General features: G+C 41.6%; 16 protein-coding genes and 1 pseudogene. 5 read left to right on the top strand and 12 right to left on the bottom strand.

Annotated elements, in window-relative coordinates; translation table 11 throughout:
• Positions 1 to 82: 82 nt before the first annotated feature.
• Positions 83 to 913, top strand: coding sequence for a uroporphyrinogen-III synthase (locus tag WA1_RS26895; RefSeq protein ID WP_017749581.1), 831 nt, complete (start codon positions 83 to 85; stop codon positions 911 to 913).
• On the opposite strand, the gene WA1_RS26890 is transcribed toward WA1_RS26895, so the two are convergent.
• Both WA1_RS26890 and WA1_RS26885 read right to left on the bottom strand, forming a co-directional pair.
• Entirely contained in the window at positions 904 to 1308 is a 405-nt protein-coding gene (locus WA1_RS26890) for a hypothetical protein (RefSeq protein WP_017749580.1), read from the bottom strand. The genes WA1_RS26895 and WA1_RS26890 overlap by 10 nt on opposite strands.
• 1080 nt (positions 1309 to 2388) lie before the next feature.
• Positions 2389 to 3192 (bottom strand): S-layer family protein, encoded by an 804-nt coding sequence (locus tag WA1_RS26885; protein WP_017749579.1) that lies wholly within the window; start codon positions 3190 to 3192, stop codon positions 2389 to 2391.
• A gap of 18 nt (positions 3193 to 3210) precedes the next feature.
• Between WA1_RS26885 and WA1_RS55425 the strand changes: the two genes are divergently transcribed.
• Positions 3211 to 3378: a hypothetical protein gene (locus WA1_RS55425; protein ID WP_017749578.1), complete on the top strand. Its 168-nt coding sequence runs from the start codon at positions 3211 to 3213 to the stop codon at positions 3376 to 3378.
• Positions 3379 to 3722: 344 nt separating this feature from the next.
• Here the strand turns inward: WA1_RS55425 and WA1_RS26880 are convergent, their stop codons facing one another.
• A complete protein-coding gene (locus tag WA1_RS26880; RefSeq protein ID WP_017749577.1) occupies positions 3723 to 4046 on the bottom strand; it encodes a hypothetical protein in 324 nt (107 codons plus the stop codon).
• Positions 4047 to 4110: 64 nt separating this feature from the next.
• Positions 4111 to 4317, bottom strand: coding sequence for a hypothetical protein (locus WA1_RS26875; RefSeq protein ID WP_017749576.1), 207 nt, complete (start codon positions 4315 to 4317; stop codon positions 4111 to 4113).
• Between the two features lie 992 nt (positions 4318 to 5309).
• Between WA1_RS26875 and WA1_RS26870 the strand changes: the two genes are divergently transcribed.
• Positions 5310 to 5657, top strand: coding sequence for a hypothetical protein (locus tag WA1_RS26870; protein WP_017749575.1), 348 nt, complete (start codon positions 5310 to 5312; stop codon positions 5655 to 5657).
• 56 nt (positions 5658 to 5713) lie between these two features.
• On the opposite strand, the gene WA1_RS26865 is transcribed toward WA1_RS26870, so the two are convergent.
• The 5 genes from WA1_RS26865 to WA1_RS26845 all read right to left on the bottom strand — a co-directional run bounded on the left by WA1_RS26865 (position 5714) and on the right by WA1_RS26845 (position 15257).
• A complete protein-coding gene (locus WA1_RS26865; RefSeq protein ID WP_017749574.1) occupies positions 5714 to 6544 on the bottom strand; it encodes a hypothetical protein in 831 nt (276 codons plus the stop codon).
• A 333-nt stretch (positions 6545 to 6877) separates the two neighbouring features.
• Complete coding sequence (locus WA1_RS26860; RefSeq protein WP_017749573.1) at positions 6878 to 7453, bottom strand: GNAT family N-acetyltransferase; 576 nt, start codon at positions 7451 to 7453, stop codon at positions 6878 to 6880.
• Positions 7454 to 7829: 376 nt separating this feature from the next.
• The gene (locus WA1_RS26855; RefSeq protein ID WP_148662775.1) at positions 7830 to 12245 is read right to left on the bottom strand and encodes a two-partner secretion domain-containing protein; all 4416 of its coding nucleotides are present in this window, start codon (positions 12243 to 12245) and stop codon (positions 7830 to 7832) included.
• A gap of 403 nt (positions 12246 to 12648) precedes the next feature.
• Complete coding sequence (locus WA1_RS26850) at positions 12649 to 13080, bottom strand: calcium-binding protein (protein WP_017749571.1); 432 nt, start codon at positions 13078 to 13080, stop codon at positions 12649 to 12651.
• A gap of 1121 nt (positions 13081 to 14201) precedes the next feature.
• Complete coding sequence (locus WA1_RS26845) at positions 14202 to 15257, bottom strand: mevalonate kinase family protein (protein ID WP_017749570.1); 1056 nt, start codon at positions 15255 to 15257, stop codon at positions 14202 to 14204.
• Positions 15258 to 15644: 387 nt separating this feature from the next.
• On the opposite strand from WA1_RS26845, the gene tsaB reads away from it, so the two are divergent.
• A complete protein-coding gene (gene tsaB, locus WA1_RS26840; RefSeq protein WP_017749569.1) occupies positions 15645 to 16322 on the top strand; it encodes a tRNA (adenosine(37)-N6)-threonylcarbamoyltransferase complex dimerization subunit type 1 TsaB in 678 nt (225 codons plus the stop codon).
• An 84-nt stretch (positions 16323 to 16406) separates the two neighbouring features.
• Here tsaB and WA1_RS26835 read toward each other — a convergent pair whose 3' ends face one another.
• From WA1_RS26835 to WA1_RS26825, 3 genes are all read right to left on the bottom strand, one after another.
• Positions 16407 to 16844, bottom strand: coding sequence for a PIN domain-containing protein (locus tag WA1_RS26835; RefSeq protein ID WP_017749568.1), 438 nt, complete (start codon positions 16842 to 16844; stop codon positions 16407 to 16409).
• Positions 16831 to 17049, bottom strand: coding sequence for a hypothetical protein (locus WA1_RS26830; protein ID WP_017749567.1), 219 nt, complete (start codon positions 17047 to 17049; stop codon positions 16831 to 16833). Before WA1_RS26830 ends, WA1_RS26835 begins: the two co-directional genes overlap by 14 nt.
• Before the next feature lie 141 nt (positions 17050 to 17190).
• A complete protein-coding gene (locus WA1_RS26825) occupies positions 17191 to 18453 on the bottom strand; it encodes an aspartate aminotransferase family protein (protein WP_026135330.1) in 1263 nt (420 codons plus the stop codon).
• A 135-nt stretch (positions 18454 to 18588) separates the two neighbouring features.
• Here WA1_RS26825 and WA1_RS26820 point away from each other — a divergent pair.
• Positions 18589 to 19555: pseudogene (locus WA1_RS26820) on the top strand (potassium channel family protein); the annotation flags it as partial.

The raw sequence follows: 19555 nt of genomic DNA, 5'->3' as shown, positions 1-19555 counted from the left end.
CTCTACACTGTATCCGAAATAGACCATCTCTGATTTATTTTATCCTTTATCGTTTATACTTCATATTTTTTTAGAGGTTATCTTGCTAACATCATCTGCTCAACTTCCCTTACACGGGAAGCGAATTCTTGTCACTGCACCTCGGAACTACGCTCTGAGATTATCTAACCAGCTTGCTAACCAAGGTGCTTTGCCATTGCTCATGCCAACTATAGAAACTTGTCCTCTGGAAAATTTTACTGAATTAGATAGTGCATTACAAAAAATTGAGCAATTCGATTGGATTGCTTTTACTAGTAGAAATGGTATTGAGGCATTTTTACAACGTTTGGATGAGTTACAAATCAACCCATTGATATTGGCAAAGTGTCGTTTGTGTGCAATTGGCATAGATTCGGAAAAATTAGCTGCTTTTGGATTCAAAGTTGATATAGTCCCAAAAGAACCTAGCCCAGCAGGAATTATTGCTGAGCTAGCTAAGATTTCTAATATTGCCAAACAAACAGTACTTGTACCAGTTCCTGAAGTATTGGGCGTACCAGAACCTGATGTAGTTCCAAATTTTGTTGCAGGGTTGAAACAGTTGGGGATGAATGTGACTCGCGTCCCAACTTACATGACTCGCTGTTTGGAAAAAACTGTTTACGATGTTGAATTAAGTTTAGTTCGTCAGGGCAAAATAGATGCGATCGCTTTTAGCAGCACAGCTGAAATTATGGGGTTTTTAAAAATGTTTAATTCAAAAAGCGATTATGAAAATTGCACTATAGCTTGTTTTGGACCTTACACAGCAGCCAATGCAAAAAAATTAGGCTTAGATGTGTCTATCGTTTCTAAAGATTATAGTTCTTTTGCAGGGTTTACAAATGCGATCGCATCATTTTTTCATCCTGTTAGTAGCGCTCACAGGTGAAGGAAATAATAGATAATTAATACACAGGGTGTGCTGAATAACAACCACACCACAAAAATCATCGACCATAAAGAACATAAGGAGATGAAATCAGAGGCAATTGCTCTCACCTCTGCGATACTAAGAGCAGAGTATTGGCACAGTTTTCTAGTAGTTGGGTTTGCAATGCTGGAATCTGTTCCCACATTCGTTACAATGTTTCCCTCAAGGGTTACTATTGAGCTTGAAATAACCCGATCCCCAATCACTGTAATCAATCGCTCTTCTGTCAAAGCTTTAAACATATTTGCAAATTCCAGTTCTGTGATATTGTAACTCATAACGTCCTTAGTATTTTTGTTTTTCTCTTCAGTTTGTATTTTAATTACATATCTTTTGATTGAGTTTAATATCATACTTGTAATTTTTCTCTGAAGATGACCTATTCGGTATAGTTAATACATCCATTTGGAGCGTGGCGATCTTTGTCATCTGCACCCATAAGCGAACTACTTGTAAGAATCACTCAACCGAGATTCTTCATTCTCTAAACCAATCAAACGATAAATAAAGTCAAAAACCTTTTTCATAGCTAGTTCCTGATCTGCGGTTCACACTATTCAAAGTACAGTCATAAAATGAAGAACTTGTGGAGAATACCACTTTTTGTTGCGCCAGTTGTGCGCTCCTGATGGGTGCCGTAATGGATGGAGTGCGATAGCGTAAGCGCTAACGGCATCCATCCGTATCGCATAGACGACCAAACTTCGATATTCAGTAACTTCAAGGCGGTAATCAGAATAAATTCTGTCGCTTTTGCTCAAACTCAAGACAATGTTAAGAAATTTTGAAATTTTCCCGGTTCTACGTAAATTCTCTAGTGACTGCCGATAAGTTATGGAGTCACTTTACGTTCTAACTGGTTGAACTTACTGACATTCAGGTGTGCAAACTGCTAACAAACCATTTTTAAGAGGTTAAGTTAAATGAATTGCCTGTGCCAAAAAGTAGTAGTTGCAACAGCTGGAGTTATTTTAAGCTTTGGTGCGATTGAAGCGAAAACGAGGTTGAGCCGAGATCCGTGCAAAAACGGAAATAGAGGCTAGAAACGCTTGCTGTGTCTATCTCTCAACAATTAGTCTCTTGTCTCTTCCTAGGGGCAAATTAAATGGTTTAGTTAAAATTGACGTTAGGACAATCAGTTTTTTCCTCATAATTTCTCTCTTTAGACTGATTTTAGATCTATCTTTATATGGATGTAAGAGCCGTTATTTAAATTTTTCGTAAAAATTTAACGGAATATATTATGTATAAATATGCAATTACTGATTGAGAACGAAGAGCAACGGAAAGAGAGGCATTGTATCGCGATCGCTTACACATAGCGACTGAGGTCATCAATTGGCGATGACTGAACGATGTCTGGTTGGATGTAGTTTAAACTGCGATCGGCTACTGAGCTAATGACTAATGTGATGAATTCTCAGCATCTTAAATCAAAGGCACTCTCGACTCATGACCAATCGCCCGTCAGCCAGTCGGTACACTCCTGTTGGTTCGACAATGAGGTCACCTTTTTTCCAAGAAGTTGAGGCGTTAGATATGACTTGCCGTACATCTCCTGTAGGATAAAGTGAAGCGGATGGATTTCCAGGGCTGTGAGGTAAACCACCAGAACCTGTGATAGTGAATGTACTTTCAAGTCTACCAGTGCGGGCAATGCAACTGTTGGCGATGAGGGCGTTGGTATCGATAGGATTTTGCGGTAACTCGCCCAGGCTATTCACAATAGCGCTGTTGTCAGGTGCAATGAGAGCGATCGCACCCGCAATCCCTAGCTCGGAACTGGCTGTGATATCACTGTTCTCAGTTTGCCGTGGACGCGACTCAATCCCAAAGATACCTTGAGAATTGATTTGGACGTTACCACCTCTACCTTGAAAAGCATTCGCAGTGATATCGCTATCTTCATCTGGAACAGCGATGATATATTTCGAGTTGATGTCGATGTTACCACCATCCCCACCCTGCCGTGCAGTTCCCGCAGTGGCAGAGATTTGACTTCCACGGCGTAAAATTAGTAAATCGCTGGCTCGTAGATTGATATTACCGCCATTACCAGATGCAGATGTGGCGTTGATGGTTCCAGTGTTATCTAAACGAATTTGGGGTGAGATGACTTCAATATTTCCTGCGATTCCAGAACCTTGAGCAAGAACAAACAAGCCAGGGTTAGAATTAATCGGTGCAGCTGTGCCAAATCGAGCAACACGGTCATTGTAAGTGCGATCGCCCAACACATCCCTTACGTTATTGGGATGAATAAAGAGATTGGAGATCAAGTGGCAATTGAGTTTGCAGTTGGGTTTTATGCGGCGTTGGGTGCTGGAGAACCCATTGAGTTTGCTTACCAGTTTGGATGCAGCGCGATTCGGTTAGCTGGATTTCCAGAACATTTGACTCCTGTCCTAAAGAAAACGCAATGATTTGAGAAAATGGACAGCGAAAAAAAAATTTGAGAATTAGACAAATATTTAGCACACGAAATTCCTCCAGAACTGTTTGACGTGCAATACGATACATTAGAAACTAAGTATAATTTGCGTAGCGCTTAAACTCCAAGAGAACTCTTGCGTGCAATTCGTAACAACAAGAACAATAGCTGAAGAGAGATCCACATAAACCAAAGCGCGATCGCCTACACCGCACGTTGTATGTATTCCCGTTTCTTACAAAATTTTACAATTAGTTGTAAAGCGATTAGCGATCGCGTATCTTGTTCCAGTTCTGGAGCGAAGCTTAACGGATGAGGCCGTATCGCGCTTTGCTTTCAAGCTTCCATGGGGTCTGGTCTACCAATTCCCAATTCTTGAAGTTTAGCTTTGACATCCGACCATTGAGGACCACAGTAATAGTACTTTTTGTTTTTAATGTCTGCTATGTAAAAGCCGGGATGTCCGTTATTGATTCGTCGAAGCTCGCTAGCAACTTCTTTCATAGTTGTACCGAAAACAGCAAATAAATCTTTTTGTTCAAGAATTGGAACATTAAATAAATTAACAAATACGTCACCTTTAGTGAAATGCCAAGTGTCATTCCGCCGTACAACCAATCGATAATGAACTGGATAAATGAGAGTTTCTGATTTTTGCATAATTTATCTTAAGGTATACTAGGAGAAAAGCTCCTAGAGCGTATTCTAGGAGCTATCGGGTTAGTTAGTTACGGTCTTCATCAGGTGAAGACGGTTCTTCCTCACTCAAATCTTCCAAGTTGTCCCTAACATCGTCAGAGTTGATGAGGTAGGTTTCGTCGTTTACCATGTCGCGTTTTTCCCACAATCCAGATAACAAGTGGAGAAAAACTCGTACAGGGTTAAAAAACCTTCGATGACCGGGCTCTTCCGTACTTAGTGGGCTAAACATTTGATAAATAGCTTAAAACCCTTGCTGGGCAAACATAAAAGCCCTTCTTCACTGTATTTTATGTAAGATTACTTAAATTTCGACTACAACCACCTGTAAGCATTGGTTTTAAAGCAAACTTATCAAAATTAATTAATGATTTAGCCCACTAAGTACGGAAGAACCTTATTTAGAAGATATTTGGTGACTTTCTTAACCCTCGTTTATCACTTTTGTTGGACAATAATCTACAATCCTTATTATTAAGAACTTTCGCAACAAAGAGAGTTAAATGACAATTAAGGGGATGCGTTCACGAAGTGGTGGCTTCCGCATCGCCAAAAGCTTGATTATGTCTGTTGTTCAAAAGAGGTATAGTATTTTTTTTCTCCAGATTAATAAAAGAGGTTAATCAACGTTTACTGTTCTGTGCAACTTGCACAGTATTACAGAAGCTTATCTGTAAGAGCAAGCACTTATGTTTAATGCGATCGCACGCTTTAAAGCGCAAAAACGGTCACATCACGCCAAGTCCCTTGTCTGTTCCTAAGGGAAAGTGGAGATGGTGAGAAGAGCGATTGCTTTCCTTTGTCAGTTCTGTAGCAGAAGTGCGATCGCATATCGGGATAAAAAATGCTCTGCAAAATACAGAGCATTACTCACCAGAGTACAATATTTAGTTGGCTAGATTTAATTTAAAAATTACATATAATGAATCCGTTAAAAAGCGAATTACTTATAGGAATCGTTTAAGTAGGAATCTTCAGTTTCTAGACCAATCAAGCGAGAGATAAAATCGAAAACCTTCTTCATTGCTAGTTCCTCATTGGCGGTTCACACTATTCAAAGTACAGTCAGAAAATGAAGAACTCGTGGAGATACCACTTTTTGTTGCTGCAGTTGTGCGCTCCAAGTGGATGTCGTCATGGAGTGCGATACGGCTGAAGCCGTTAAGCGAAGCTTATCGCGCTTATATGTAAACATAGGCAGTGTAGCGTTCTTCATCTTAAGTTATGACTAATTCCCAACCTCCATTGCCACAACCCCAGCTAAAACCTACTGGCATTGCATTTGACCAGTATGAGGAATTCACTCCAGAAAAATTGGAACTTGTAGATGGATACTATGGTTATGGTGGACAAGACCAAACAGGATTTCAGCTAGCTGTTTTGACCAATATGGGGTTATTAAAAGCAATTCGTCATACAGAAGCGGCGCTGTGGATAGAAGCCTTGGATTACGATCTACGTAAAAAGTTAGAAATAGTTAATGCTTCACCACAAGTAGCAGAGGCAATGCTCAATCGATTGAACCGGGCGATGGAAGATCTGACAGTGGTAGCCGAGTTTTTGGAGGAGTAGTTTTAGGTATACTTTAGCATGAGTAAAGCTTTATTGAAAACATCAAATCAGAATTTCTACAGCAGGCGTTTTGCTGCCTCACGCAATCGATTGTTACAATCAGCAACTATTGGACTACCATGAGCAACAGAAATTACCTGCAAATCAGGTATGCTATCAGCTAATGCTTCTAACCACTGGCGATAGGCATTGCGATCTTTCATAAAAAACCGTTTACCTAAGCCAGTGATACCGAAAAATCCACTCGATCCAATGACACTTGTTCCTAGCCACTGAAGTAAAAATTCTCCCGTGGGTAAGTGTTGCTGAAAATATGACCTGTTTAAGTTAAATAGAATATCTGTAAACACTAGTGCCTTCCCCGTTGGTAGTGACAGTTCATAAACAAGTTCTTGAGGGCGGATACCAATAGGTTCGTGACAAATAATTCCATATGTAGGTAAAACTTCCTCTGCAATTCCATCGACTGCCACCACTTGTTCGACATGCGGTTTTGCTGCAGCAGGACAAACAACTATTAACTGAGGATAGCGTTGTTTATATACATTAGCATCAAGTCTGTGGATGCGGTTAGGTACAATCAGGATTTTAGGCGTACCTAATGACTCAAGTTTTGCCATTTCTGGTTCATTTAAGGCGATCGCGCTGTGAATCAGTAGGCTATCTTCTGCAAATCTATAAAGCACCATTTCACGCGGAACTATAGTCGAACTAGGCAAAGTCCCGGTCACGTGCCAAAGACTTGGTGCTAGTTCTTCAATCGCACCATGAGGTAAAACATGAGACTGCCACTCATCTTGACCAGACGTGTTTTTATGCTGGCGTGGTTTAATTGACGAGAAAAAAGAATAAAATAGTTCAGAAGCATCCCCTTTTTCTTGATTCATATTTACTTGTTACCGAAAGTTGGACGACTTTATAAGAGACTAGCACTATCTGTAGCGTACAAAAGACCCTGATATTTGATGACTTCACTTCAATAATTTGTAATGTTTGATATAAGTATAGAGATGCGATTGCCCACTGTCAGCATTGAAGAGAGTTTACGACTCGTCTTTTTGATAGTTTAAAACTGTACTTAGGGTTAGGGACAAAGCATAGCAGATTGCACTATGCTGAGTCTTTGCCTAAGAGCGATCGCTCTAGGAGTTGCCTGCGAGTGCAATTTCACAAGCGATCGAACTTTAGAGGAGAATGTTACTACTCCACCAGGGTAAACCCTAGTTTTGTTTAACCAGAACACGCAGAAAAGGTGAGCCTATCCTCTCAAAATGTTCAAAATCTTCAAGATTGAGAATCATCGAAATACACTTACCACGATCAGGATGATTTATCTGCTCTTTGTGAAGTTTATAGCCAATTCTAAGAAAGAAATTAACTAAATTTGGTTTACATTCTATAAAGTCGTATTTGATCCTGTCTTTAATGGCTTGTTGGTATGCTGCTAAAACCAGACGAACAGCTAAGGTTGTTGACCTAAACTCTGAACTGACAATTAGTTTTGTCGTTATAGAGGTACGTTGCGGATGAAAATGTCCAACAGATTCCATGTCAAACAACCCAAGGTAGTATCCAAGGTCTGATAAATTAGCATAATTTACGCGAACTGTACCTACAACTTTATTTTCCTGTAAAGCAATAAAGATGTATCCAAATTCATCAAGAGGCTCGCGAATAGTTTGACGGTCGCGATCTGCATAGAATTGCTTGAATCTCATTTCTTCAATATATATTTGATAGCGAAAACGGTATACAGCTTCTTTCTCTTCCTCTGTTTTTACGAGTCTAATTTCCATATCTCTTACTTAATAAAATTTTTTTGACGCCTTTTAAAATTTCAACCAGAAACATTTCAAGGCATCGTTAGGCTAAAAATCAGTTTTTTCCTCAAAATTTATCTCTTTAGACTGATTTTAGATCTATCTTTAGATGGATGTAAGAGTTTTTATTTAAAGTTTTGGTAAAAATTTAACGGAATATATTATGTATAAACATGCAATTACTGATTGAGAACGAAGAGCAACGGAAAGAGAGGCATTGTATCGCGCTCGCGATACAATGCGACTGAGGTCATCAATGAGCGATGACTGAACGATGTCTGGTTGGATATAGTTTCAACTGCGATCGGCTACTGATCTGATGACTAATGTGATGAATTCTCAGCATCTTAAATCAAAGGCACTCTCGACTCATGACCAATCGTCCGTCAGCCAGTCGGTAAACTCCTGTTGGTTCGACAATGGGGTCACCTTGTTTCCAAGAAGTTGAGGTGTTAGGTACGACTTGCCTTACATCTCCCGTGGAATAGAGTGAAATGGATGGATTTCCAGGGCTGTGAGGTAAACCACCAGAACCTGTGATAGTGAATGTGCCTTCATTTGAGCGAGTGCGGGCAATGCAACTATTGGCGATGAGGGCGTTAGTATCAATAGAGTTTTGCGGTAACTCGCTGAGGCTATTTTGAAGAGCGCTGTTGTCAGGTGTAATAAGATTTATAACACCTGCAACGCCTGATTCAGAACTGGCTGTAATATCGCTGTTCTCAGTTTGCCGTGGACGTGACTCTATCCCAAAGATACCTTGAGAATTGATTTGGACGTTACCACCTCTACCTTGAAAAGCATTTGCGGTGATATCACTATTTTCTTCTGGAATCGCGATGATATATTTTGAGTTGATGTTGATGTTACCACCATCCCCACCTTGCCGTGCAGTCCCCGCAGTGGCAGAGATTTGACTTCCACGGCGTAGTAGCAGTAAGTCGCTGACAAAGAGATTGATATTACCACCATTACCTAATGCAGATTCAGCAATAAACCTTCCGCTATTGTCTAAACGAATCTGGGGTGAGTTAACTTCAATGTCACCTGCTGCCCCTGAACTTTGAGAACGAACAAATAAGCCACTGGCTGCTCCTACATTTACAACCTTGTCGCTAAAGTTATTACGTCGCGTATCGAAAGTTACATTTTTCCCAGTGACAATTACCTGGTCAGTAGCATTAACCGTAATCTTACCTGCACGTCCACTACCAGAGGTTGTGGTCAGAATTTGTCCTCCATTGCTCACCTCAACTAGTTTTGCACCCACTACAATATTGCCGCCATTGCTATCATTTCTGGTTTGTGCGTTTAATATGGCACCATCTGATAAGCGAAAGACATTGGTGTTTACAGAGATATCGCCCCCCTTGCCTTTAGAATTGGCAGATGTTTGTGTCAAGAACCCACTAGAAAGTCCATTGATAGAATTAGCTTCAGAAACACTGACGGAATAAGTAGCGTTGATTAGAATATTTCCCGCATCCCCTTGCCCACTGGTGCTAGCTAGTAGTTGAGCGCTATTGGTCAGTGAGAGCGAATCAGTGGTAATACGAATGTTTCCACCCTTTCCTTGTGCTGTCTGTTCTACATTACTGGAGATAAGACTAGGAGAGTCATCGCTACTTGTTCCATCCAAGGAAATGCTTTGAGCATTAATAATTACATTTCCTGCATTCCCCTGACCAGCAGTATAGGCTCTAATTTGAGCACCATTGGAAAGTGAAAGTTTATCAGTGTTAATACGAATATTTCCACCATTTCCTTGAGCTTTTTCTTCTATACTAGTGGAGATTCCTCTGTTGTTATCCAAGGAGACGCTCCTAGCATCAATAATTACATTGCCTGCATCTCCTTTTCCAAAGGAGTTAGTTGTGACGCTAGAGTCTTTCAGGGAAAGCGAATCAGTGGTGATGTAAACATCCCCACTCTTTCCTTGTCCCGTGTCTATTACTCCACTACTAATAGCACTGACATTATCCAAGGAAATGCTCCTAGTGGCATTGACGATCGCACTCCCTCCATCCCCTTTTCCTCCAGTGGTGGCAAGTAATCCAGATTTGGTTAGTGAAAGTGAATCAGTAGTGATGCGAATGTCTCCTGCTTTGCCAACTCCAGTCTCGCCCACAACGCTAAACGCAACACTATCATTAAAAGAAACTTTGCGAGCATCAATTATCACACCTCCTCCATCTCCTTTTCCTGAAGTGCTAGCACTTAAGCCAGCATTGTTGGAAACAGATAGTTCGTCTGTAGTAATGCGAATGCTTCCACCTTTTCCAACACCAGTTTTTTCTATATTGCTCGCGACACTACTACTATCAAAAGAAACTTTGCGAGCATTTATTATTATGCTCCCTCCCTCCCCCTTTCCTGAGGTATCAGCCCCTAGGGAAGCACCACTGGTAAGAAATAGTTCATCTGTGGAAATGCGAATGTCTCCAGCTTTTCCAACTCCAGTCTCGCCCACACCACTGAAAGCACCGCTAGGTAATTGATTATCCCTACGCCCATCAAAAGAAACATTGCGAGCATTAATTATCACACTCCCTCCATCTCCTTTTCCGAAGGTGTATGTAAGTACTTGAGCACCATTAGTAAGAGATAGTTCATCTGTGGTAATGCGAATGTCTCCAGCTTTTCCAACTCCAGTCTCAGCTACAACACTAAATACATCGATCCCATCAAAAGAAGCTGCGCGAGCATCAATTATCACACTTCCTCCATTCCCTTTCCCTGCACTGGTAGCACTTAAAAAAGCACCGTTAGTAAGAGATAGTTCATCTGTAGTTATTTTGATGTTTCCACCTTTTCCGTCACCTGTTGGTTCTACATTGTTTCTGACACTACTTCCACTATCAAAAGAAACTTTGCGAGCATTAATTATGACATTGCCCCCATCTCCTTTTCCTGAGGTACCAGCACTTAAGTAAGCACCATTAGTAAGAAATAGTTGATCTGTAGTAATGCGAATATCCCCAGCTTTTCCAACTCCAGTCTCTCCTATACCACTTAAAGCAGTAAATCTACCATTTCTACTTCTACTCTCAAAAGAGACGCTGCTACGAGCATCAATTATCACACTGCCTGCATCACCTTTTCCTTGGGTATTGGCTTGAAGTTGAGCGCCATTGGTAACAGATAGACTTTCAGCGCTAATTTTGATGTTCCCTCCTTTACCAACTCCTGTCGAGAAGACAGTGCTGAAAGCAGCGCTGGGAGATTCACCATCGCCAGAAGTGCCATCAAAAGAGACTTTGCCATTCGCATCAATAATTACACTGCCTGCATTTCCCTGTCCATAGGTGCTGGCAGATAGTCGAGCACCATTGGTAACAGACAGACTTCCAGCGCTAATTTTGATGTCCCCTCCTTTACCAACTCCTGTCGAGGAGACACTGCTGAAAGCCGCGCTAGGCAATTTACCATTGCTAGAAGTGCCATCAAAAAAGACACTGCCACGCGCATCAATAATCACATTGCCTGCATCACCTTTTCCACGGCTGTTGGCAACAAGTTGAGCGCCATTGGTAACAGACAAACTTTCAGCGCTAATTTTGATGTCCCCTCCTTTACCAACTCCTGTCGATTCTACTGTGCTGAAAGCCGCGCTACTATTAGTAAAAGAGACACTACCACTTGCATCAACGCTCGCATTGCCTGTATTTCCCTGTCCGTAGGTGCTAGCAAATAGTTGAGCACCATCAGTTAGCGAGAGTGAGTCAGTGCTGACATTGATGTTTCCCCCATTGCCCACTGCTCGGGTTTGCACAACATTGAATAGAGCGCTGTTTACCACTTTTATTTCCCCTGTGGCATTGAGTGTAATATCTCCCGCAACAGCGCCAACCGATCCCAACCCTTGCCCTATGCCGGCAGTCAGTTGACTTTCTCCTGAAAGCTCTATATTACGGGCATTGACTGCAATACTCCCACCACCAGCTGCTTCTACATATACACCTGCTCTATTAGTCAAAGATACATCTGCTCTAGTACTTTGAGTAGGGAAGCCCAGAGCTACCAAATTGTTACCATCTACCGAGAGCGCTACTGTTCCTGGTGTTGCTAATCCTCCCAACTCAACTCTTCCACCATAAGCATTCAGTTGACCACCATCCATGCTAATGTTGCCGCCAACTAGCAGTAGACTCTTACCATCTGGGACACGTAGACCAAATGCATTAAATCCTGCAGGGTCACGTCCTGCTCGTGCTATTGATTGATTTTGGATAGGTGCTGTGATTTGGTTGAAGAGTAATGCTGATGGATTGATCGCCAATAATTGTGTTGGTGTTTCTGGATTGGAGGCACTGAAAAAACCTCGCTCGCCAAATTGAATTGCATTAGCTGTAGTTGCCAAAAATGAACCACCAACATTCAAACTGGCATTCAGACCAAAAATCATCCCACTTGGGTTGAGCAAAAACAGGTTAGCTGTACCGTTGCTACGAATTAACCCATTAATATTAGAAATTGACCCACCTGTTACCCTGCTGATAATGTTCGCAATTTCAGTACCATTATTAAAAAAAGCAGTGCCTCCAGTAGGAACGGAAAAGTCTTTGAAACTATGGAACAAATTACCGTCGGCTTGGGTGCCGCCAGTGATGTTGAAAGTGCTGGCATCTGGTGTGACTATAGTGTTGTTGGATAAAGTCCCATCTGGGATAATTTGACCTAACGCACAATTTGGTGACAAAACTATCGCACTCCACACAGCAATCCCCAATCTACAGAACCAGCGCCCACTCAAAGACCCCTCAAACATCGCACCCTCCGTTGGTATTGGCCACCAGTTCTCATTCTCAGGGAGTTTTTTATTTTTGAGAAGATATCTGGTGACTTTCTTAACCAACGAAAACTTTTCTGTGCGGTGTTGCACAGTCTAACAGAAGCTTATCTGTAGCGAGCACTCATGTTTGATAGCGGGACTAAACCGTAATTGCTCGCCAGATCGCACTTCTGTAACGTAAAAACGAGCGTATCGGGCAGGATCTCTGTGTCTGTTCCACAAGGGAAAAAAGAGCGATCGCCACCAAACAAGAATTGCAACCCAAACCTCCAGCACTCGTTACTGAGAGGTTTTGCTTTGGTTGCACCTTGTCCACACGTTTTTTGAAGATGAAATCTATCACGCTTGTTATGTTGAGTCAACTAGCCCAGTTAAATTCCTAGCTGCCATCTGCAACCAAGCCACCAGCAGGAAGATAATTATTGCCTACATTACCAAAAGTATCTGAAAGAGCACCGCCATCAAGGATGGCGTTACCAAACCTAAACCTTTCAACAAGATCGTCAATCGGATTATCACCACCAAGAAGGTAATTATTGCCTACATCACCAAAAGTATCTGAAAGAGCACCGCCATCAAGGATGGCGTTAGCAAACCCGTCAACAAGATAATCAATACGATTACCACCAGGAAGGTAGTTATTGCCGTACCAATTTAAAAATGTATCATTGCCATCGCCACTGTACAAAGAATCATTACTACCGCCACTATTCCAAACAGAGTCATTGTCATCATAACCATAGGCGATCGGGTTCTCAGAAGCTTGGTAGATGATCCAATCGTCGTTATTGGTTCCGTTGATAGTTGTCATGAAATTTTTTCCTTAAACAATATTTTGTATGTTCAGGTAAATTCCCAAAAAATGTGGAACATTAACAAGAAGGCAAATCTTAACAGAGAACTTTGAACAGGAAGAAACAACCTGTTTCCTGTTCCCTTGTAGCTAAGATAGGAGCGCAACGCCATACTATATTGAGTGGGACACTCAAGAGCGTGGTTAGCGGTCTTTGGGGGTTACTCGCCCCCACTATATGCAGTTCTTGTTCCCCGTCGTTCCCTTTTACATTGCAATTTGCTTTATGAAATGGACACCGCCTAAATTCATGAGAATTATTTTCCCATAAAGGATAATCAAAATCTAAAAATACAACAAGAAAAACATAAAAATATATCTTCAGACAGATAAAAGTTTTTCGGTTTTGGGATTCTGTTGGAGCGCTCCCTAGCAGTGAAGAGTCAAGCGCTACGCGCAATTCGTCACATCATGTAAAATGAAAAGTGCGATCGCAACTTGGGGTGCTTCTACTGCAAAATAAAAAATGCCCTGCAAAATACAGAGCATCACTCACCAGAGTACAATATTCAGTTGGCTAGATTTAATTTAAAAATTACATATATGAATCCGTCAAAAAGCGAATTACTTGTAGGAATCGTTTAAGTAGGAATCTTCAGTTTCTAGACCAATCAAGCGATAGATAAAATCAAAAACAAAATTCATTGCTGGTTCCTCATTGGCGGTTCACACTATTCAAAGTACAGTCAGAAAATGAAGAACTTGTGGAGATGCCAATGGGAATTCAGGCGATCGCTCTCATATAGATAACGCAGTCTCGGTTCTGTGGGACAGTATAAGAATGTGCTGCTTTACACAGTATGGTCTCAAAGGGATGCTTGACTCTTATGGCGTTCCTCCGTATAAATTGGGAATGATGAGAGTTCACAACTTGTCTTTTGGCTAGTTTAAAACTGTACTTGAGGCTAGGGACAAGTATGGCAGATTGCACTATACTAACTGCCTAAACCTGCGTGTTTGCTAGTATAATAAAAATGCAAGGTTATAAGTAATGATAAATTGCTCTTTTTGTTGATTGATATACATTAAATTAAAAATCAGCAGTCACGCTTAATGCGGTTTATTTTTGGTTAAGTCAATCATAAGGACAGTCTTGAAATAGTTAAATGTAACGCTTGCATTTGAGGAAAATCGCGCTGAATAATTTCGATAGCTTTTCTTTGACTCTCTTGATTTTTAACAATCAGTTGTGCAGTGCCATCACCCTGAGAACCCACGCCTTTTCCTCCGAAGATATAAGGACTCAGAGGCTCGTGATGGAGAAGGAGATGCAGTTTCTTTGCAGTTAATTGAGAAGGACAAGCCGGAACTACGTGGCGATCGAATTCAGTTTGGGCTTTTGTCATTAAAGCTCCAAGAAGTTGGGCATCTCCAAATTGTATTGCTTCAACTGCTGAGCAGGTAATTTCCGCACTAATAGAACCCAAGTATTTTTGGACATTTTGCTGAATTTGATTAGTAGCGAAAGGGTAACACTCATTCAATCGTCTGAGAATTTCTTGTGTGTTTTTTCTACCGCCGAGATCGACAATCAAAAAAAACAAATCTTTGCTAACGTTCAGCTCGTAATGGTCGATTTGTTCCCCATCAAATATCATCAAGATTGGGAGATTTCCATAAGCACAAGCCTGATCCATACGACCACAAAGACTAGGGGTGCTTCTTTCTCCCAGGTATGCCAACTCCATTTCTTCACGAATTGTCATCTTCAAGTCATACAGACGATTAAAAGCACGAGCCATGAGAACGCAAAAAGCAGCACTTGAAGATAATCCCTTTTGGATGGGTAAGTCGGTTAAATAATTATCAACTTCAAGTCCGCCAACACCATAGTGAGTCAGAAATTGATAAGCTGTACCAGCAGCATAACTAAAAAACCCGCCCTTTGCTGCTACGCACTTGAGGGTATTAGGTTCCATTGGTAATCTGAGCGGTTCATAACGCTTGCCTTCATTGAGAGAAGGACGAATAATTAACTCAGTAGAATGAGGTTTGACATCGGCATAAATTCCTTGATTAGTACCAACAATTAAGGTGTAGCCCTTTTCGATTTGAGGATTAATCCGGCGATATTCTCCTGCCCAATCGCTGTGTTCTCCGAACAAACAAAGACGACCTGGAACAAAAATTATCATTTTAAATTTCCTGTTGTTAATCGGAGTATATGCTATCTTGATTAACTTCAATCAACAACTGTCAGTAGACCGAAAAGTTCTGCGATCGCACCAACTTTGTAAAAATTAAACCCCTCGTGGGGATAAATGGTTGTTCATTGCTATGCTGCGTTGCTCCCAGTGGTCAGTATCTTGTAACCTAATATCTAATGGTGAAGCTGTCATGCTTTAAAAATACAACCGGAGTGCGATCGGGTATAGACTGATGTTGAGTATGTTGTCGTCATCAAACACTTCGCTCAGCAGAAATACGGCTCGTTCAATAAAACTGAGAGAAATTTTTGTATTAATATTTTAGTTAACACAATCCCGGCACGGGACAAAAGCCGATCTTTATCTATACTTAACTTGAGTATTCAACTGCAACACCTGCCACCAACAAAATACGGACTAGCACTCCACACTACCACCCGCGAACTGGGCTTGGCCATCAGCAACTTTGCTGGAGACACTCGTTCTCATGTCTGGTATTTAGACCGTGAGTTATCCAGTCATTTACACCAGTATTTAATTGAATTTATCAAGCCTCAAACTTGGGCAGACTTAGCGTTTATTGCAGTAGCTAAGGGACCGGGCGGTTTTACAGGCACTCGCATTGGGGTTGTGACTGCTCGTACTTTGGGTCAACAGTTGGGCATTCCCGTATTTGCTGTTTCCAATTTGGCAGCTGTAGCATGGTTACAGATTTTATCCCCGCAGGCAGAAGGATCGGAAAGTTTAAAGGAACCTGTTATTGCCGTACAGATGCCAGCCCAACGGGGTCAAGTTTTTGCTGGGATCTATCAACCCAGTCCCAATGCTTCTGGGCTAGATGTTCTCCTACCAGATATTGCGATCGCACCAGAGGTATGGCAAGAAAAGTTAGCCAACTGGAACACCAGGTATCAACTTGTTGAAGCAACATCTGGGTTAGCCGCAACTGTAACAAGCGTGTTGCAACTGGCATATTTAGATTGGCAAAAAGGTATACGTCCCAATTGGTCAGAAGCGCTACCATTTTACGGGCAACACCCAGTAGATACATGAAGAGTACTTCGCCTTCGTCCCTAGCAGGTCTAGAGAACACAGAGGAGAGGAGCACAGAGAGCATGGATGAGTGTTTCAGAAAGACTATAACTTGAAGGGATTAACTATTTGCAGCTTTCCAAATACTAATAGACCGTCTTGCATATCTTCAGAATAAAGAATATGTGCTCCTGCATCTAAAGCACTTGCAACAAGTAGGCTGTCCCAGAAGGAGAAATAATATTGAGTGCGTAAATTAGACGCTTCTAATAAAGGCTCGCAATAAAAGTTAACTACTCTATATTTTCTATAAAAGCTGGTAATTAAATTGGATATTTCCTGTTCAGGGATACGTGCTTTTTTCAACAAATTTGTACAGACTTCATTAATTACCTGCGTGCTTAGTACTATGTTTGGTAATTGAAGTAAAGATTTTGCTACTTCAGATTTTCGTGAATCTTCGTCATCTGAAGCAGTTGTTAGAGCGTAAAACCATACATTTGTATCTATAAAATAGACTGGCTGAGGTCTACTTACGGTCATAAATTTCGTCTCGCTTCAAAGGAGTTTGATTATCTACTTTAATAGGATGCTCTAGCAGATAATCAATCATATCAACTTGAGGTTGTGTTTCATCGACAAGAATAATAACTCTTACATTTTTATAGTTTTCCAATTCCTGTCTGTAACGTTCGGGAACCTCAACTAAACCATTCTGGATGTTTGCTTGAAATTCTACAGCCAACATAAAAACTTGCCTTTGTTTACTTTCTTTTTGTACTGCGACAGCATTTATATAAGTGATTTCGGTGCTATTGTGACAAACTTAACCCAAGGCAAGGAGGAGTTTCTTGACTTGGGTTTATTGTTGACAAAGAGCTAAAAAAAGTTATCTTGTCACTGTCGCCATCGCTTTATCAACAGCTTGCAATGCCGTGTTGATTTCCGCCTCAGTCACAATCAAAGGTGGAACAAACCGCACGACCTTAGGACCTGCAGGCACAAGCAACAAGCCTTCATCTATTGTAGCTTTGACAACATCAGCAGCAGTCGTGGAAATATCTGCGCTCAATTCCATACCGTCGATTAGACCCCAGCCCCTCACATCTATAATTTGATTCGGGTATTTAGCTGCGATCGCTCTTAAACCAGCACGCAATTGTTCGCCCCTCTCTCTCACATTCTGCACGATATTTTCTTGTTCCAACGTTTGGCAAACCGCGAGGGCGACACCACAAGCAAAAGGATTTCCACCAAAAGTGCTGGCATGCTCTCCTGGTTGGAAAACATCGCAGGATGATTTACACATCATTGCCCCAATCGGAATACCACCGCCCAAGCCTTTGGCACTGGTGAAAATATCTGGCTCAACACCAAGATATTCGTATCCCCAAAACTCACCAGTACGCCCCATTCCAACTTGGACTTCATCGAAAATCAGCAAAATGCCGATTTCATCACAAATCTCTCGCAGCTTTTGGAAGTAAGCAATATCTCCTGGTCTAACACCCCCTTCTCCCTGCAATGGCTCTAATAAAATTGCCGATACGCGGTAATCCCCTTCATCAAGTTCGCTAATAGCGACTTCTACCGCATTGAGATCGTTATAAGGTACATAGTGGAAACAAGGCATTAAAGGTTCAAAGTTTCTTTGATACTTAGGTTGCCCTGTGGCAGTCACTGTTGCTAAAGTCCTGCCGTGGAAACTTGCTTGTGCTGTCAAAATGATAGGTTTTTCAATTTGCTGCACTGTATGAGCGTATTTCCGCGCCAGTTTAATCGCCGCTTCGTTAGCTTCAGCCCCCGAATTGCAAAAGAAGACACGATCCGCGCAAGAATGTTCAATTAACCACTTTGCCAACTCTCCCTGTTCTGGGATGTAGTACAAATTAGAAACGTGGTGTATCTTTTGTATTTGTCGAGTTACTGCTTCCACCATAGCCGGGTGGGCGTGTCCTAGAGTGCAAGTGGCAATCCCAGCCACAAAGTCGAGATACTCTCGCCCCTGTGTATCCCAAACACGACTGCCATTGCCTCGTTCTAAGGCAATAGGGAACCGTGCGTAAGTGGACATCACAGATCGATCAAAACCTTCCGTATCAAAGGGGCTAGATGATATTATCGCTTGGTCAACTAGAGTTTGTGCGCTCACTGCCACCTCCTGAAAATTCTTCATATTACAGCGAATTGCTATTCTCTATGAGAATCCTGCAAAAAATCTTCGTACACACACCATCTTAAGCTAGCTCTCAGATATTCTCAAACGAGTGACTTATATTAAAAAATTGTGTATTCTACCCTTGAGCAAAAGTACAAACGTATTCAAAAAGAGTTAACCGCAGGGACGATCGCCCTTGCGGGTGTCTTTTTAGTTGGCACTTTATGGTACAAATTCATAGAAGGCTGGTCTTGGGAAGACGCAGCCTATATGACTATCATTACCTTGGCCACTGTTGGTTACGGTGAAATCCAACCCTTGGGAGCTCGAGGCAGGTTGTTTACCATTGCCTTGATTTTAATGGGAGTTATTAGTATTGGTTACATTGTTAATAGATTTACAGAAGCTGTCATTGAAGGTTATTTTCAACAAGGAATTCGGCTAAGAAGACAGAGGCGTTTAATGGAATCCTTATCTGAACACTACATTATTTGTGGATTTAGTCGAACAGGTCGCCAAATTGCGATAGAGTTTGCATCTGAGGGTGTCCCTTTTGTTGTGATTGACTCCCGTCTAGAATCCGTACAAAAAGCCCAAACTCAAGGTTTTATTGTATACCAAGGGGATGCTACTTTCGATGAAACTTTATTGAAAGTTAGAATTGATAGGGCAATTTGTATCGTAGCGGCACTACCTTCAGATGCAGAAAATTTGTATGTAGTTCTGTCAGCTAAAACATTAAATCCACGTATTCGGGCGATCGCAAGAGCCAGTAACGAAGAGGCATTACAAAAGTTACAGCGTGCTGGTGCAGATGCTGTGGTTTCTCCTTACATTACAGGTGGAAAGCGGATGGCTGCTGCTGCCCTTAGACCTCAAGTGATGGACTTTGTCGATGGTATGCTCTCTGGAACAGATCGACAGCTTTATATGGAAGAATTTGTTCTTGACCCGACAAGCTGTCCTTTTGTTGGTCAAAGTCTAGGACAGGCAAGATTGCGCGGGCAAACAGGAGCATTAGTTCTCGCTATTCGTCGGGCTAGTGGGGAACTTATAGGTGGTCCTACGGCTGACACGGTTTTTATGGCGGGGGGAG

Source organism: Scytonema hofmannii PCC 7110 (assembly GCF_000346485.2).
GTDB lineage: Bacteria > Cyanobacteriota > Cyanobacteriia > Cyanobacteriales > Nostocaceae > Scytonema > Scytonema hofmannii.
Note: the sequence above shows the minus strand (reverse complement) of the source record. Positions and strands in the feature narration are given on the sequence as shown.

Excerpts from the sequence above, each read along its gene's own strand:
- WA1_RS26890 (WP_017749580.1), bottom strand. The coding sequence starts at position 1,308 with ATGATATTAAACTCAATCAAAAGATATGTAATTAAAATACAAACTGAA.
- WA1_RS55425 (WP_017749578.1), top strand. The coding sequence starts at position 3,211 with ATGAATAAAGAGATTGGAGATCAAGTGGCAATTGAGTTTGCAGTTGGG.
- WA1_RS26880 (WP_017749577.1), bottom strand. The coding sequence starts at position 4,046 with ATGCAAAAATCAGAAACTCTCATTTATCCAGTTCATTATCGATTGGTT.
- WA1_RS26875 (WP_017749576.1), bottom strand. The coding sequence starts at position 4,317 with ATGTTTAGCCCACTAAGTACGGAAGAGCCCGGTCATCGAAGGTTTTTT.
- WA1_RS26870 (WP_017749575.1), top strand. The coding sequence starts at position 5,310 with ATGACTAATTCCCAACCTCCATTGCCACAACCCCAGCTAAAACCTACT.
- WA1_RS26865 (WP_017749574.1), bottom strand. The coding sequence starts at position 6,544 with ATGAATCAAGAAAAAGGGGATGCTTCTGAACTATTTTATTCTTTTTTC.
- WA1_RS26860 (WP_017749573.1), bottom strand. The coding sequence starts at position 7,453 with ATGGAAATTAGACTCGTAAAAACAGAGGAAGAGAAAGAAGCTGTATAC.
- WA1_RS26855 (WP_148662775.1), bottom strand. The coding sequence starts at position 12,245 with ATGTTTGAGGGGTCTTTGAGTGGGCGCTGGTTCTGTAGATTGGGGATT.
- WA1_RS26850 (WP_017749571.1), bottom strand. The coding sequence starts at position 13,080 with ATGACAACTATCAACGGAACCAATAACGACGATTGGATCATCTACCAA.
- WA1_RS26845 (WP_017749570.1), bottom strand. The coding sequence starts at position 15,257 with ATGATAATTTTTGTTCCAGGTCGTCTTTGTTTGTTCGGAGAACACAGC.
- WA1_RS26835 (WP_017749568.1), bottom strand. The coding sequence starts at position 16,844 with ATGACCGTAAGTAGACCTCAGCCAGTCTATTTTATAGATACAAATGTA.
- WA1_RS26830 (WP_017749567.1), bottom strand. The coding sequence starts at position 17,049 with ATGTTGGCTGTAGAATTTCAAGCAAACATCCAGAATGGTTTAGTTGAG.